Origin of the sequence: Corallococcus terminator (assembly GCF_003611635.1) — a bacterium.
Classification (GTDB): Bacteria; Myxococcota; Myxococcia; order Myxococcales; family Myxococcaceae; genus Corallococcus; species Corallococcus terminator.
This window is the reverse complement of record NZ_RAVZ01000257.1, coordinates 1-14,759: the sequence shown is the minus strand read 5'-3', so window position 1 is coordinate 14,759 and position 14,759 is coordinate 1. Positions and strand designations below refer to the sequence as shown.

Sequence of the window (14,759 nt, the reverse complement as noted above, 5' to 3'; positions counted from 1 at the left end):
CTCGGGGGCAGTGGGGTCCATGGGCAGATGCCTCTTTAGCCATCTCCGGGGTCACCCGCCCTCATCCCCGCGTCCGGACCGTGTGTCGGGCGGCGGAGCAACCCCCCACGTTGACCGATGCAGGCTGACCTCCCACCCCCTGGACGGTCAGGGAATCGTGCCCATCTTCGTCACTCGCTGTGTCAGTCCCTGTAAACCCCGAGTCTCGGGGAATTGCAGCGAGTACAGTTATTGTGCAGAATCACATGGTGCCTGAAAGAGGTGTGTTCCAGGCATTTCCCCCCCCTCGGCAGAGCGTTGGAAGGCAGGAAACGAGCATGGCGGACGGCAAGTTGAAGGCCCTGGTGGTGGATGACGACCCGCTCGTCCTCGAGCTGGTGGAGCGCTCCATCACCCGTTACGGCTTCGAGGTCACGACGACGCGCGCGGCGCTGGGCGTGGCGAACCTCATCCGGGTGCACCAGCCGGACATCGTGCTCCTGGACGTGAACATCCCTGCGCTGAGCGGCGACCGCATCCTGGGCGTGGTGCGCCAGTTCGCGGGGCCGGACACGCTGTTCATCCTGTACTCGTCCATGGACGAGTCGAAGCTGCGCGAGCTGATGCGGACGGCGGGCGCGGACGGCTACATCCCCAAGAGCGTGAGTGGCCCGGAGCTGGCCCTCAAGCTGTCGGGCCTTCACCGCAAGTGGATGGCGACCCGTCCGGTGGGCGCTGCCCAATCCCAGAGCACCACCGCCCAGGTGTCGGTGACGTCCGGGTAGGTGTGGACGGTCTGGAAGCCCACCCGCTCATGCGCGCGCAGTGAGCGGGTGTTGTGCACGGAGACCTCGGTGACGACGCAGTCGAACCGGTCCCGGAGTTGTTCGCGGTGCTGGTGGTAGAGCGCATCGAAGAGGCCCATCCCCCGGTGGGCCTTGTCGATGCAGATCTGCCCCATCACGTAGAAGCGTTGTTCCTCCAGGGGGCGTCCCCGGAAGTCGATCCGTCCCAGGAGCGCGAACATCGGCTCCAGGACGGGGACGAGCTTCCGGCACTCCTGGGGCATCACCAGCGCATAGGCCACGACCTCGGAGCCGTGCAGGGCGATGATGCTCGGCGCCAGCGCGTGCATGGCCTCCAGCGTGGGGAGGTCATGCGCCACAGTGACGAAGCCCTGGGAGCGCATCTCCTCCTGCGACAGGCCCTGCTTCAGGTTGTTGCGTTGCAGGGCCAGGACCTGTTCGAGCTCCGAGCGGGACTGGACGGCCCTCACGCTGTAGGGATGCGACATGCGCGGGAGCATAGGCCGTCCGCCGTCAGGGCACCGTGGGTGTCTGGAGGCTCACCCGCTCGACTGCTTGCGGCGGCGCTCGGCCAGGTCGCGCAGGTGTTCGCGCAGGCGGATGCGGGCGTGGAAGAGCCAGGTGCCCACCGTGGCCTCCGGCGCTCCGAGCAGGCGGCCGATCTCCGCGTGGCGCAATCCCTCGGAGTGCATCTCGAAGGTCCTGCGCAGGGTGTAGGGGAGCGCGGTGATGGCCTCGCGCAGCTCCGCCTCGGAGAGGCGCTCCCACAGCTCCGGGGCCGGCGCGTCCGGCTCCTCGAAGAGCTTGTGGACGTTGTCCAGGGTGATGCCCGCGGCGACCTCTGGCTTCTGGCGGCGGCACTGGTCCATGAAGACGGTGTGCAGCGACCGCACCAGCCAGGCGCGGCGTTCGGGCTCCGACCACGACTGGAGCATGTCCCACTTCAGCAGGGCCCGGAGCAGCACGTCGTGGACGAGCCCCTCGCAATCACTGGCATTGCGACCGCAAAGGTTTCGGGCAACGACGAGCAGGATGGGCTGATGACGGACGGCGAAGACGGCGTACTCCATGTCTGAACGGTCAATCTCCTCGGACATTGTGAAACCCCCATTCCGTGACGAAAAGGAAACGTGATGGGTGTCATTTCTTTTTGGAGTCGCTGGGCCTGAGGGGTTGGCGGGCACGGTGAAGCAGGGCGGCCGTGGCCTGGGCGGTAGAGTCGTGTCCATGACGAAGTCAGCGAAGACACCCGCCGCCGTGGTGCTGGGAGAGGTGGACCTGCCCGAGGGCCAATTGCTCATCCTGGACCCGGGCCTGGGGCGCTTCTGGCGGCACGACGCGGAGCCGGCGTCGCCCCGGAAGAAGGACCCGGTGGCGCACGACCTGCGCATCACCGGGCCGGACGCGGAGGCGGCAGGGCGTGCCTATGACCGCGAGTTCGACCCGCGCTTCCTGTTCGACCGGACGGATCCGGAGCAGGCGGTGGAGCACTTCGGGCAGTTCGCGCGCAAGGAGGGCTTCGACGCGCGGGCGGAGGTGTTGTCATCGCGCGTTGCCCATACCGAGCGGGCGCGGTTGGCGGTCGAGCATGGAAAGGGATTGGGGGTCGTGAAATACAACGGCCTGTGGGCGGTGGCGGCGGAGGGCCTGCCCCGGGACCGGGGACTGCAAGTGATTGGCGTGCTCATGCCGGCTGGGGAGTTCAAGGGGCGCTGGCGCTCCATCGACGTGGTGGTGGACGGGGAGGCGGAGGCGGTGCGTTCGGAGCAGGTGGCTGGGGTGATGGTGGAACACGGCCAGTTGTTGTTCTCGGGGCTCGGGCCCCTGGGCCGCTTTCGCATGTGGGAGTCGTTGGACGGGTTGGCGGACTACGTGTTCTTCGGCAAGGACGCGCCAGCGCTGGCGAAGGAGCTGGGCGCGAGCGACCTGGGACGCGGGACCTTCGGCTGGAAGGACCTGCCGGTGGAGCAGGTGGGGGAGAAGGCGACGCCGCTTCAGGCGCGCATCGAGAAGGACGGGCTCGCGGTGGGGGTGGACTACCGGCCGCGCTGCAACCTGGAGCGGCTGAACGCACAGTTGCGTGAGAGCGAAGAGGACGCGGGGACGCTGGTGCTCGACGGCGCGCGCGCGGTGGGGTGTGGGAATCGCTGGGGGGATGGCATCTTCCCGGTGAGCCGCCACTTCGACGCGGAGGGGCGCACGGTGCGGATCCGGGTGGAGCTGGGGACGGAGGATCGGCAGCGGTTGATGCGCAGGTTCCAGCTCCGGCAGCGCGCGGCCATCGTCACGCGGGCCATCCTGGATGACGGTGAGCCCATCCGGTTCGCGGAGCGGATGAAGCCGCATTCGGCGCAGGACAGTGGCTGGGCGTTCTCCGCCGGTGTGGAGGACGACGCCTATATGGACGAAGCGTCCAACCTGGTGGTGGTGTCGCTGCGCTCGCTGCTCGCGCGGTGCAAGGAACTGGATGCCATCCTGGACGCGCCCGTGGGTTCGGTGTTCCGGCGTGAAGGGGAGGGGTTCGTGCCGGAGTAGGCGCGGGGGCAACGACACGCCCAGGTGTCCGACCCCTTCGAGTGTGTTTTTGAACTCCTCCGCGACAATGAACGCCGTCTTGAACTTCTTCGGTCTCAAGACGTGTGCGCCATTCGGCATCACCTCCGCCCGGGTCGAACGCGCGGCCCGGCGGCGCGACGGTTTGTCGATGGCATGAGAAGGTCGTCCCTGAGTGCGACCCATGAGCGATTTCGAGACGGCGTGGCATGTGGAACCGGCGGGCAAGGCGGGTGCGGACCGCGTGCGGGTCCTGACGCGAGGGGACGCGACGGTGCTCGTGGTGGCGGATGGGGCGGGGAACTCACGACGTGGCGCCGAGGCCGCGGAGGCCGTGCTGCGCAGCGTCCAGGACGCCGTGGACGCCGGGGCCGACGTGGAACGCGAGGAGACCTGGCGCGATGTGCTGGTGCGGTGCGATGCGGAGCGGGCGGCCTCGGGACAGGGGGGTGAAACCACCGCCGTGGTCGCCTGTGTCACCAGGCGGCGCGTGGTGGGGGCCAGCGTGGGGGACTCGGAGCTGTGGCTGTTCCAGGGAGGCGAATCGACCGCGCTGACGGAGCATCAGCACCGCAAGCCCCTGCTCGGCAGCGGGCAGGCGCGGCCCGTCACCTTCGAACTCGCGTGGCGAGGCGGTGTCCTCGTCGGCGCGTCAGACGGATTGTTCAAGTACGTCGACCTCCGTCGCATCCAGGAGCATGTGAGCCTCGCTGACGCACATGCCGCAGTGCTCGCGCTGGCCGCGCTGCCTCGACTTGCGAGCGGCGCGCTCCCGGATGACGTGGGGCTCGTCCTGTGCCGCCCGAGCGCTCCATGCCCCTGACTCCGTCCTGGCACTCCCGAGGACGAGGAGGCCATCCGCCAGGCACGAACGCCCCTGCTCGCCGCGCGCATGGGGCGCGACCGCAAGCTGTGTTGGGATTGGGAGTCCATCCCGGCTGCTCCTGGGTGACCGGCCGGCCCATGACGTAACGGAGCGCTTGAGGGCGGACGTCGGCCGTGCTCAGCGCGCGCCGCGAAGGATGGAGCGGGTGAGGGTTGGGCAGCCGCGACGTCAGGAAGCGTCGGCAGTACGAAGCCGCTTCCATGTGCTGGGGTCTCCATCGTGGATGCGTTCCGGTAGGCCGTGAGCCTCCAGGGATCCGTGGCCTCATCAGATTTCTGGGAGGTCTGTTGCCCTCTCCGCGTCGCAAGGTTGCGGAATTCCTACGGAGCGCCCGCTGGTGTGCTCCTTGCTGTGCGACGTGGCGCGGTCACTCTTCGGATGAAGGAGCCACGATGCGCTGGATGCGGATGCTGGGATGTTGCCTGACGGTCATGACCCTGGCGGCCTGTGGTTCGGACGACGCGGACGGCAAGCAGGGGCGGCTGGCCCTGCGGGATGGACAGTCACTGGACCTCGCGCAGGAGTGCGGTGTGGACCTGCCCCAGTGTCCCCAGGGGCTCGGATGCATCGCCATCAAGCTGGAGGGGAAGACCCAGGCGCGCTGCGTGAACGAAGCGACGCTCTGCACGGAACTGGTCTCCTGCAGCGGAGGCACCGAGTGCGCCATCCTGACCTCGTATCCCGGTCAGGTCGTCTGTTCCGGCAAGTGCACGGGTTCGGACTGCGACGGTTCCGTGTCCAGCCAGCCTTGAGCGGACGTAGGGTTTGAGCCTCGTGGGTCGACTGCTCAGCCCTCAGGAGGGGCGCTGCTCAACCAGAACGAACGGTTGCCGCTGCGCGGTGCCTTCTCCAGGAACGCTTCAAACGAAGGTGCGACGAGCTTCGTCTCTGGGAACGTCTCGTGCCACGCGTCGAGCAGCGGGTTGGTGCCCGGCATGATGCTGGAACGCTTTGATTTCAGTGCGATCGCCCTGCCCACACCCCCTTGATCGAGGTCAAGGCGCTGCGCGTCCGCCGATCTCCGGAAAGCGCTCGTAGGCACGCTTGAGCGTGTCCAGGTGGGCGGGGTCGTCCAGGTCGAGCGGCGCGTCGGTGAGCCGCACGACCCAGCCACCTGATGCCGTGCGCCGCGCCCTCGTGAGCAGATCCCCATCGCGTGCAGGGTCCGGGAAGCCGATAGCCCTTGCGGCAGCAGCAGACCAGTAGTTGAGCCACGCGAGGTAATGCGGAAGTTCAGGCGCCGGGAGTTCCCACGGGAGCTTGAGCGAGGGCAGCCCTTTTGGTGGGAGATGCGGATCATCCCCCGGGTGGCGAAACTGCTCCGCCACTGCCACGGCGATCCCCTCCGGATTCACGTGCCCCCAGAATGCGCTAGCGCAGTCCCCTATGGCCTCCAACACCGCCGCCGCCGCCGCGATGCCGGTTGCGTTCCATGGCATCTCCGCATGGACCTCAAACAGTCCGAGACTCCCGGGCGAACTGCCCGCTGGCCGTTCCCATCCGGAGAGCGTCACGCGACTGCTCGCATTGCCGCCATCGCAGACGAGCGGAATTCCCGGCCCGTCTCTCCTCCCCTTGGCCACCCACTCATCACGTCGCGGCAATGGGACAAGCTGCCCCGCGTCGGAGATTGTCCACTCCAAGCGCAAGCCAGGGAACGTGCGTTCCAGTCCATGAACAATGGCCAACGAGCGACTGTCGTTCCTGGTTGGCGCGGGAGCGTAGGCGATAAGATTCAGGGATTCTGATGGAGCTGTCATTTCAACACCAATCCATGACGACGACCCTGAGGGTGCTGTCTCGTTTAAGCAAGGCAGCTTTGTGCGCGGCACTGCGCACGGCGACCTTGAAGTCGAATCCGCAGGCCCTTGCGAGTTCGCGCTCGCTCTGCATCTTCGGTATTTGGTCGTCGAGCACGATTCTGCGGAGGTCGAGCGGGTACGTGTCAAAGTTGTCGGTCTTGACCTCCCACAGAGTTCGCGCAGCGAGCACCAGTCCGTCAAAGTTCTTCCCATTGACGAGTACATCCCAGCCAGGGAAGCTATTGTTCGGAATCTTGTCTGCGCATTCGTTGTGTGGGTCATTGCCGCCCAGATGTCGCACTGGGACAGGCTCGCAACTGGCGCGGTTCGTCCGGTCCAATGGCACAGGCGGCACCGGGGGGCGCCAGTCCTGCCCTACTGGCTCTGGCTTGGGCTTGCGTTGCGCTTCAGCTTCCTGGGGTGACACCTTCGTTCCTCGCGCGGTCCCTGCTTCCTCGGGGTAGAGCTGGCGTAGCTCATATGCACCCAGCTCTTCCTTGATGGCGACGGCGACCACCACCACGCCAAGGACGATAACGGCTCCCACGGCGATCTCAGGAGCCACCAGAACGCAGAGCCCGACTCCCATGGCACCAGCGCCAGCGGAGGCGACCGCGCATCTTCCCGCAGTGTCGTGGAACTCGATTCGGTCATGGTCGAGGGCCTGATAGCACCGCTCAATCAGCACGGGCCAAGGGTGGGAAGCCTCGCGGACAACGCACTGCCCACCCTCCCTCCAGGGCAGCGCCGCCGCTCGCTGGAGGTTGGCGAGTCTCGGGCTCCGAGTTCCGCGCGCGCTGGGAGGCGGTGCCGACGTAGCGCAGGCAGAGAGAAAGAGTAGGAGTCCGATGCAGGCGCGGGAACGCATGACCACAGCCTTTCCACCAAGGTGGGGAGCTACGGGTCAGGGATGGCCCATTCAGAAGTATGCCAGCACGCGCAGACGACGCGGGTGAGTGGTGCAAGGGGTACCGGCCCCTGGCCGCAGGCCCCCGGCTTGTCCGCTAGCTACAGGGACCTTTCACCTCGCAGGGCGCGCGAAGGCCGGTTCGTGCACCTTGCAACCCGGGCCTGAGCCCCGCACCTACAACCCCCTGGAATGTCTGGGGTGGTCCGCGCTCCAGGTGGGCACGCCGGATGCTCAAGGGATGGGGCAGTCCATCATGCCCCTCTCCGAACTCATCTCCCTGTTGCCCCACCTCTTCCTGGCCCAGGCGGAGCCCTCGGTCCTGTCCCGTCTCCAGGTCGAAGGCGGCGTGGACGCCTACTACGGCTACGACTTCAACCGCCCCGCCAGCGCCACCAGCTTCCTGCCGGGCACGGGCACCACGGCCCGGCGACACAGCGAAGCCAGCGTCAATCTGGCCTCGCTCGGCGTGAGCCTCGCGCCAGAGCCCGTGGGCGCGCGCGTGCTGCTCGGCTTCGGCACCGGCATGGATGTCCTCCACCGCGCCGAACCCGAAGGCGATGCCACCGGCCCCGAAGTCTGGCGCTACGTGCAGCAGGCCTCGCTGTCCTTCGCCGAAGGCCCCCTCACCCTGGAAGCCGGCATCTTCCCCAGCCACATCGGCCTGGAGTCGTTCCAATCCCAGCTCAACTGGACCTATACGCGCTCGTGGATGGGCGAGTTCTCGCCCTACTACCAGACCGGTCTCAAGGGAACCTGGCGCTTCGATGAGCGCTGGAGCGCCCAGCTCCACCTCATCAACGGCTGGCAGACCATCGGTGACAACAACTCCGGCAAGGCCCTTGGCACCCAGGTCGCCTACGCCGGGGACCGCCTGTCCGCCACCGTCAACACCTTCGTCGGCAACGAGGGCACCGGTGCCGCCGAGGCCCTGCGCCTCTTCATCGACACCGTCATCACCTTCAAGGTCTCCGAGGTCGTGAGCGTCGCCGCCACCGTGGACGCCGGTAGACAGGCGCGTCCCGGTGAGACCGCCGCCCTCTGGTACGCGGCCGGCGCCAACGTGCGTGTGCGGCTCGCCCGGCCCGTGGCCGTGACCGCTCGCGCGGAGGTGTACTGCGACCGGGACGGTCTTATGAGTGGCACCGCGCAGACCCTCACCGAGGGCACGCTCACGCTCGAACTGAAACCCGCGGAGCGACTCACCCTCAAGGCCGAGGCCCGCCACGACCGTTCAACCCAGGCTGTCTTTGACAGCCACGACACCGACGCGGACGGCCTCCCGCGACAACGCCCCAACCAGACCCTGCTCGTCGTCGGAGCCGTCGCTTACTTCTGACCTTCCGAACGGAGCTCGACCATGGACCTCGTCCTCGTACTGGTGACCGTCGGTTTCTTCGCGCTGACATGGGCCTATGCCCATGGCTGCGAGCGCCTGTGAGGCACACCCCGTCATGACCTTCGAATACGTCGCCGGGACCGCGCTCGCGGTCCTGCTGTCTGCCTATCTCGTCTACGCCCTGCTGCGGCCGGAGCGCTTCTGATGACCCTCACCGGCTGGCTTCAGACGTTGCTGTTCTTCGTGCTCGTCCTCGCGCTGACGAAGCCCGTGGGCGCCTGGCTCTTCCGCGTCTTCGAGGCCGACACCCAACCCCTTCCCCGAGTGCTCGGCCCCGTTGAGCGCGCCCTGTTGCGCTTGTGCGGCGTGCGCCGCGAACACGAACAGACGTGGGTCCAGTACACCGTCGCCCTGCTCGCCTTCAGCCTCCTGGGCGTCGTCATCCTCTACGCGCTCCAGCGGCTCCAGCATGTGCTCCCGCTCAACCCCCGAGGCCTGCCGGCCGTCGGTCCGGAGCTCGCCTTCAACACCGCCGCCAGCTTCGTCGCCAACACCAACTGGCAGTCCTACGCCGGTGAATCCACCCTGAGCTACGCCACCCAGATGGTGGGCCTGACGTGGCAGAACTTCGTCTCCGCCGCCTCGGGCCTGGGCGTGGCGCTGGCGCTGGCTCGCGGCCTCACCCGCCGCCCCGGACCGGAGGGCCGCAAGACGCTGGGCAACTTCTGGGTCGACCTGGTGCGCGGCACGCTCTACGTGCTCCTGCCCCTGAGCTTCGTCGCGGCCCTGTTCTTCGTCTCGCAGGGCGTGCTCCAGAACCTCGCGCCGTACCACGAGTTCACCACCGTGGAGGGCGTGAAGCAGACGCTCGCCTTCGGGCCCGTGGCTTCGCAGGAGGCCATCAAGATGCTGGGCACCAACGGTGGTGGCTTCTTCAACGCCAACAGCGCCCACCCCTTCGAAAACCCCACGCCGCTCACCAACCTGGCGCAATTGCTGCTCATCTTCCTCCTCCCGGCGGGCCTCACGCACACCTACGGGAAGATGACCGGCGACACGAAGCAGGGCTGGGTCCTCTTCGCGGCCATGTCCGTCCTCTTCCTCGTGGGCGCTGCCGCCAGCTACGCCGCCGAATCCCAGTCCAACCCCGCGCTCGCTTCCGCCCAGGTGCTCCAGCACGGGAACCTGGAAGGCAAGGAGGCGCGCTTCGGTGTCGCGGCCTCCACGCTGTTCGCCACCGTCACCACCGACGCGTCGTGCGGCGCGGTCAATGCCATGCACGACAGCTTCACTGCGCTCGGGGGGCTGGTGCCCCTCGTCAACATGCAACTGGGTGAAGTCATCTTCGGCGGCGTGGGCGCGGGCCTCTACGGCATCCTCGTCATGGCGGTGCTCGCGGTCTTCATCGCGGGCCTGATGGTGGGCCGCACGCCGGAGTTCCTCGGCAAGAAGATCGAAGTGCGCGAGATGAAGCTCGCGATGCTCTACGTGCTCGTCTTTCCGCTGGCCATCTTGGGGCTGTCCGCAGTGGGCGTGGTGCTTCCGCAGGGCACATCTTCGCTCAACAACGCCGGGCCCCACGGCCTGTCAGAGATCCTCTACGCGTTCACCAGCGGCGTCGCCAACAACGGCAGCGCCTTCGCCGGCCTCAACGCCAACACGCCCTTCTGGAACATCAGCCTGGGCGTGTCGATGCTCGCGGGCCGCTTCCTGATGATGGTGCCGGTGATGGCGCTCGCGGGCTCGCTCGTGGGCAAGAAGGTGGTGTCCCCCGGGCCCGGCACCTTCCCCACCGAAGGTGTCCTCTTCACGGGCCTGCTCGTGAGCGTCGTCCTCATCGTGGGTGCGCTGACGTTCTTCCCCGCGCTGTCACTCGGTCCCATCGTCGAGCACTTCCTCGGCGCGGCCGGAAAGGTGTACTGACCATGGCCCCCGCTTCCAGGCAGGCGTCGCTGTTGGACCCGACGCTGCTCAAGCCCGCCGTGTGGGAGAGCTTCAAGAAGCTCCACCCGCGCGACGTGGCCCGCAACCCGGTGATGTTCGTGGTGTGGGCCGGCAGCCTCCTCACCACCGTGTTCGTCTTCAAGGACCTGGTGTCCCCACGGGCCGACGGCGCCCCGCTGTGGTTCACCGTGTCGGTGATGTTGTGGCTGTGGTTCACCGTCCTCTTCGCCAACTTCGCCGAAGCCGTGGCGGAGGGACGCGGCAAGGCCCAGGCGAGCGCCCTGCGCCGCATGCGCCAGGACACCCAGGCCCGCCGGCTCAATGACAACAATCAAGAGGAGCGCGTCACCGCCCCCTCCCTGCGCAAGGGCGACCGCGTGGTGTGCGAGGCAGGCGACGTCATCCCCGGCGACGGCGAGGTGGTGGAGGGCATCGCCAGCGTGGACGAGTCCGCCGTCACCGGCGAGTCCGCCCCCGTCATCCGCGAGTCCGGCGGTGACCGCTCCGCCGTGACGGGCGGCACCAAGGTGCTGTCCGACCGCATCGTCATCCGCATCAGCGTGGACCCCGGCGAGTCGTTCCTCGACCGGATGATTGGTCTAGTGGAAGGCGCGGCGCGCAAGAAGACGCCCAATGAGATTGCCCTGCACATCCTCCTGGTGGGACTCACGCTGGTGTTCCTGCTGGCGTGCGTGACGCTGGTGCCGCTGGCGCTCTACTCCGGCGTGCCGCTGTCCGGCACCGCGGTGGTGGCGCTGCTGGTGTGCCTCATCCCCACGACCATCGGCGGGCTGCTGAGCGCCATTGGCATCGCGGGCATGGACCGGCTCTTGCGCAAGAACGTGCTCGCGCTCAGTGGCCGCGCGGTGGAGGCGGCCGGGGATGTGGACACGCTGCTGCTCGACAAGACGGGCACCATCACGCTGGGCAACCGCATGGCCACGGAGCTGCTCCCGATGCCGGGCGTGCGCGTGGAGGAACTTGCGGAGGCCGCGCAGCTCGCGAGCCTCGCGGATGAGACTCCCGAAGGACGCTCCGTCGTCACCCTGGTGAAGGACACCTACAAGATGCGTCCGCGCGAGCTGCGCGCGCATCAGGCCACCTTCGTGCCCTTCACCGCGCAGACGCGCATGAGCGGCTGTGACCTGGTGGATCCGCACCCGCGCAGCATCCGCAAGGGGGCGGTGGAGGCCATCGTACGCCATGCGCAGGAGCTGGGTGGCACCGTGCCGGAGGAGCTGGCCCAGGCGGCCGGCCGCATCGGTGACGCGGGCGGCACGCCGCTGGCGGTGGCGGAGGGTGCCCGGGTGCTGGGCATCATCCATCTGAAGGACGTGGTGAAGGGCGGTATCAAGGAGCGCTTCGACCGCTTCCGCGCCATGGGCATCCGCACGGTGATGATCACCGGCGACAACCCGCGCACCGCCGCCGCCATCGCGCGTGAGGCCGGCGTGGACGACTTCCTGGCGGAGGCGACCCCGGAGGCGAAGCTCGCGCTGATCCGCACCGAGCAGGCCAAGGGCAAGCTCGTGGCGATGACGGGCGACGGCACCAACGACGCGCCCGCGCTGGCCCAGGCGGACGTGGGCGTGGCGATGAACACCGGCACCCAGGCCGCCAAGGAGGCCGGGAACATGGTGGACCTGGACTCCAACCCCACCAAGCTCCTGGAGGTGGTGGAGGTGGGCAAGCAGCTCTTGATGACGCGCGGCACGCTGACGACGTTCTCCATCGCGAACGACGTGGCCAAGTACTTCGCCATCCTGCCGGCGCTGTTCATGGGCGTCTTCCCGCAGATTGCCCCGCTCAACGTGATGGGGCTCACGTCGCCGTTCAGCGCCATCCTGTCCGCCGTCATTTTCAACGCGCTCATCATCGTGGCGCTCATCCCGCTGGCGCTGAAGGGCGTGCGCTACCGCCCGCTGGGCGCGGCGGCCCTCCTGCGTCGCAGCCTGCTCCTCTACGGGGTGGGCGGCGTCATCGTCCCGTTCGTGGGCATCAAGGTCATCGACGTGCTGCTCACCACCGTGGGCTTGGCCTGAGTCGAAAGGAATTGGAACACCATGGTCTCCGCTCTTCTCATCGCCCTGCGCGCCAGCGTCGTCACGCTGGTCCTCACGGGCGTGATGTACCCGCTGGTTGTCACCGGCGTGGCGCAGGTGCTGTTTTCCCAGGAAGCCAACGGGTCGCTCGTGAAGGACGAGCAGGGCCGCGAGGTGGGCAGCGCGCTCATCGGCCAGGGCTTCACCCAACCGGGCTACTTCCAGCCCCGTCCCTCCGCCGCCGGGACAGGCTACGACGCGACGGCTTCGGGTGGCAGCAACCTGGGCCCCACCTCCCAGAAGCTCCGCGACCGCGCGGCAGCGGACGCGGACCGGCTGCGCCGCGAGAACCCCGAGGCCCCCGGCCCCGTCCCTGGTGAATTGGTGACGGCGTCCGCGTCCGGGTTGGATCCGCACGTGTCGCCGGAGTCCGCGCTGTGGCAGGTTCCCCGGGTGGCCCAGGCGCGCGGGGTGGATCCGGCGCGCGTGCGCACGCTGGTGGCGTCACAGGTGGAAGGCAGGACGTTTGGCGTGCTGGGCGAACCCCGGGTGAACGTGCTCACGTTGAACCTCGCGATGGACCGACAGTTCGGGGGACCCGCCCGGGCCCCCGCGACGCCCCTGGGCGCCGTCACCCCCGCGAGCCCTTGAGGAACACCCTGGCATGACGACGCGGCGCCCTCGTGCGGAAGACTTCCTGGAGCTGGTGGAGCGTGGTCGGCGGGGCCGGCTGAAGCTCTACATCGGCTTCGCGGCCGGCGTGGGCAAGACGTTCCGCATGCTGGAGGAAGCGCACGCGCTCAAGGCGCGCGGCGTGGACGTGGTGCTGGGCTTCATCGAGACGCATGGCCGCCAGGAGACGGAGGCGCTGGTGGAGGGACTGGAGCTCGTGCCCCGCCAGCGCCTCACGTACCGCGACGTCCCGGTGGAGGAGATGGACCTGGACGCCATCCTCGCGCGCCGGCCGCACGTGGCCATCGTGGACGAGCTGGCCCACACGAACCTGCCCGTGTGCCGCAATCGCAAGCGCTATCAGGATGTGCAGGAGCTGCTGGCCGCGGGCATCAACGTCATTGGCGCCTTCAACGTGCAGCACCTGGAGAGCCTCAACGACCTGGTGGAGCGCAACACCGGTGTCACCGTGCGCGAGACGCTGCCCGACAGCTTCATCAAGAACGCGGACCAGGTGGTGAACCTGGACCTCGCGGTGGAGGACCTGCACGAGCGCCTCAAGGCGGGCAAAATTTACGCGCCCGATAAGGTGCCGCACGCGCTGGAGCGCTTCTTCACCGGCGACAACCTCTCCACGTTGCGCGAGCTGGCGCTGCGCGAGGTGGCGGAGAGCCTGGACCGCGCCACCACCGGTAAGCAGGCCCGAGCGTCGGGAGAGGATCCGTCCCAGAAAGGGGCCGGAGGCGCCTGGGGCCGTGTGCTGGTGGCGCTCTCCAGCCATCCTCCGCGCGCGGCGACGCTCCTGCGCCGGGGCTCGCGCATGGCGGGCCGCCTCAACACGGACTGGTTCGTGGTGTACGTGGAGACGCCGGGCGAGGCGCCGCACCTCATCGACGCGGAGGCCCAGCGCCACCTGCTGACGAACATCGAGATGGCGAAGGAGCTGGGCGCGGAGGTGGTGCGCCTGCGCGCGAAGGACCCCGTGGCGGCGCTCCTGGATTTTGGCCGCTCGCACGGCGTGGGGCACATCATCATCGGCCGCTCGAACCAGGCGAAGTGGCGGCAGCGGCTGGGGCTCACCGCGGACGCGCGCCTCTTGCGCGAAGGGGACGGCTTCGACATCCACGTCGTGTCCTTCGAATCGCCTCACGAGGAGAAGCGCCCATGACGCTTCGCGCCCGACTGCTGCTGGCCCAGGCGCCGCTGGTGCTCGCGCTCCTGTTGTTGGGCGCGCTGGCGGTCATCACCCTGGCGCGCGTGGGTCGCTCCGGTCAGCAGGTGCTGGAGGACAACTACCGCAGCGTGCTCGCCACCCAGCGCATCACCGAACAACTGGAGCGCATGGACAGCGCGGCGCTGTTCATCGTCGCGGGCGAGCGCGAGCGGGGCGTGGCCCAGCAGGCCTCGCAGCGGCCCACGCTCCAGTCCGAGCTGTCCATCCAACAGAACAACATCACCGAACCGGGTGAAGCGGACGCGACGCGGCGACTGCTCGCCGCGTGGGTGAAGTACCAGGCCGCGTTCGACGCGTTCCTCCAGGAGCAGGATCCGGAAGCCTCCCGCGCGCGCTACTTCGCGTCCCTGTCCCCGGCCTTCCAGGAGGCGAAGGCGGCCGCGTCCGCCATCCTCGCGCTGAACCAGGACGCGATGGTGCGCAAGAGCGACCGGCTGCGGCAGCAGAGCGAGCAGGTGAACACGCTGATGGCGCTGTCGGTGTTGGCGGCGCTGGGCTTCGGCCTGTTCTTCACCACGTCGCTGGTGCAGCGCGCGCTGCGGCCGGTGTCGGTGTTGTCTCAGGCGGTGCGCCGGCTGGGGCAGGGGGATGGGGA

15 protein-coding genes and 1 pseudogene are annotated in these 14,759 nt (G+C 68.2%); 11 read left to right on the top strand and 5 right to left on the bottom strand.

All coding sequences use genetic code 11. From position 1 onward, the window contains the following. The first annotated feature begins 317 nt into the window (after positions 1–317). A complete protein-coding gene (locus D7V88_RS29495; protein WP_120543948.1) occupies positions 318–764 on the top strand; it encodes a response regulator in 447 nt (148 codons plus the stop codon). On the opposite strand, the gene D7V88_RS29490 is transcribed toward D7V88_RS29495, so the two are convergent. Together D7V88_RS29490 and D7V88_RS29485 are read right to left on the bottom strand one after the other, a co-directional pair. Next, a complete protein-coding gene (locus D7V88_RS29490) occupies positions 680–1,273 on the bottom strand; it encodes a GNAT family N-acetyltransferase (protein WP_120543952.1) in 594 nt (197 codons plus the stop codon). The two genes, D7V88_RS29495 and D7V88_RS29490, sit on opposite strands and share 85 nt — an antisense overlap. A gap of 51 nt (positions 1,274–1,324) precedes the next feature. After that, entirely contained in the window at positions 1,325–1,882 is a 558-nt protein-coding gene (locus D7V88_RS29485) for an RNA polymerase sigma factor (protein ID WP_120543947.1), read from the bottom strand. A gap of 130 nt (positions 1,883–2,012) precedes the next feature. Between D7V88_RS29485 and D7V88_RS29480 the strand changes: the two genes are divergently transcribed. The 3 genes from D7V88_RS29480 (at position 2,013) to D7V88_RS29465 (ending at position 4,976) form a co-directional block, all read left to right on the top strand. Beyond that, a complete protein-coding gene (locus D7V88_RS29480) occupies positions 2,013–3,320 on the top strand; it encodes a DUF2185 domain-containing protein (protein WP_120543951.1) in 1,308 nt (435 codons plus the stop codon). Between the two features lie 202 nt (positions 3,321–3,522). Continuing rightward, positions 3,523–4,161, top strand: a complete 639-nt coding sequence (locus D7V88_RS29475; protein WP_120543946.1) for a protein phosphatase 2C domain-containing protein — start codon at positions 3,523–3,525, stop codon at positions 4,159–4,161. Between the two features lie 455 nt (positions 4,162–4,616). Beyond that, positions 4,617–4,976: a hypothetical protein gene (locus D7V88_RS29465; RefSeq protein WP_120543945.1), complete on the top strand. Its 360-nt coding sequence runs from the start codon at positions 4,617–4,619 to the stop codon at positions 4,974–4,976. A 35-nt stretch (positions 4,977–5,011) separates the two neighbouring features. On the opposite strand, the gene D7V88_RS29460 is transcribed toward D7V88_RS29465, so the two are convergent. From D7V88_RS29460 to D7V88_RS29450, 3 genes are read right to left on the bottom strand one after another with little or no spacing between them, the layout of a single operon-like run. Then, the gene (locus tag D7V88_RS29460) at positions 5,012–5,161 is read right to left on the bottom strand and encodes a hypothetical protein (RefSeq protein WP_208726540.1); all 150 of its coding nucleotides are present in this window, start codon (positions 5,159–5,161) and stop codon (positions 5,012–5,014) included. 58 nt (positions 5,162–5,219) lie between these two features. Continuing rightward, entirely contained in the window at positions 5,220–5,984 is a 765-nt protein-coding gene (locus tag D7V88_RS29455; RefSeq protein WP_120543944.1) for a DUF5953 family protein, read from the bottom strand. A 1-nt stretch (position 5,985) separates the two neighbouring features. Beyond that, the gene (locus D7V88_RS29450) at positions 5,986–6,615 is read right to left on the bottom strand and encodes a DUF6310 domain-containing protein (RefSeq protein ID WP_341870722.1); all 630 of its coding nucleotides are present in this window, start codon (positions 6,613–6,615) and stop codon (positions 5,986–5,988) included. Between the two features lie 469 nt (positions 6,616–7,084). Here D7V88_RS29450 and D7V88_RS29445 point away from each other — a divergent pair, with 469 nt between their 5' ends. The 7 genes and pseudogenes from D7V88_RS29445 to D7V88_RS29415 all read left to right on the top strand — a co-directional run. Then, the gene (locus D7V88_RS29445; RefSeq protein WP_244238468.1) at positions 7,085–8,272 is read left to right on the top strand and encodes a porin; all 1,188 of its coding nucleotides are present in this window, start codon (positions 7,085–7,087) and stop codon (positions 8,270–8,272) included. 115 nt (positions 8,273–8,387) lie between these two features. Next, complete coding sequence (gene kdpF, locus D7V88_RS29440) at positions 8,388–8,477, top strand: K(+)-transporting ATPase subunit F (RefSeq protein ID WP_120543943.1); 90 nt, start codon at positions 8,388–8,390, stop codon at positions 8,475–8,477. Continuing rightward, positions 8,477–10,195 carry a potassium-transporting ATPase subunit KdpA gene (gene kdpA, locus D7V88_RS29435; protein ID WP_120543942.1) on the top strand — a complete coding sequence of 573 codons (1,719 nt, stop codon included), beginning with the start codon at positions 8,477–8,479 and terminating at the stop codon, positions 10,193–10,195. The genes kdpF and kdpA overlap by 1 nt, the downstream gene beginning before the upstream one ends. A gap of 2 nt (positions 10,196–10,197) precedes the next feature. Continuing rightward, positions 10,198–12,258, top strand: coding sequence for a potassium-transporting ATPase subunit KdpB (kdpB, locus tag D7V88_RS29430; protein ID WP_120543941.1), 2,061 nt, complete (start codon positions 10,198–10,200; stop codon positions 12,256–12,258). 21 nt (positions 12,259–12,279) lie between these two features. Next, entirely contained in the window at positions 12,280–12,909 is a 630-nt protein-coding gene (kdpC, locus tag D7V88_RS29425) for a potassium-transporting ATPase subunit KdpC (protein WP_120543940.1), read from the top strand. A 13-nt stretch (positions 12,910–12,922) separates the two neighbouring features. Further along, entirely contained in the window at positions 12,923–14,098 is a 1,176-nt protein-coding gene (locus tag D7V88_RS29420; protein ID WP_120543939.1) for a sensor protein KdpD, read from the top strand. Beyond that, a pseudogene (locus D7V88_RS29415) lies at positions 14,095–14,759 on the top strand (PAS domain-containing sensor histidine kinase); the annotation flags it as partial. The gene D7V88_RS29420 and the pseudogene D7V88_RS29415, both read left to right, overlap by 4 nt.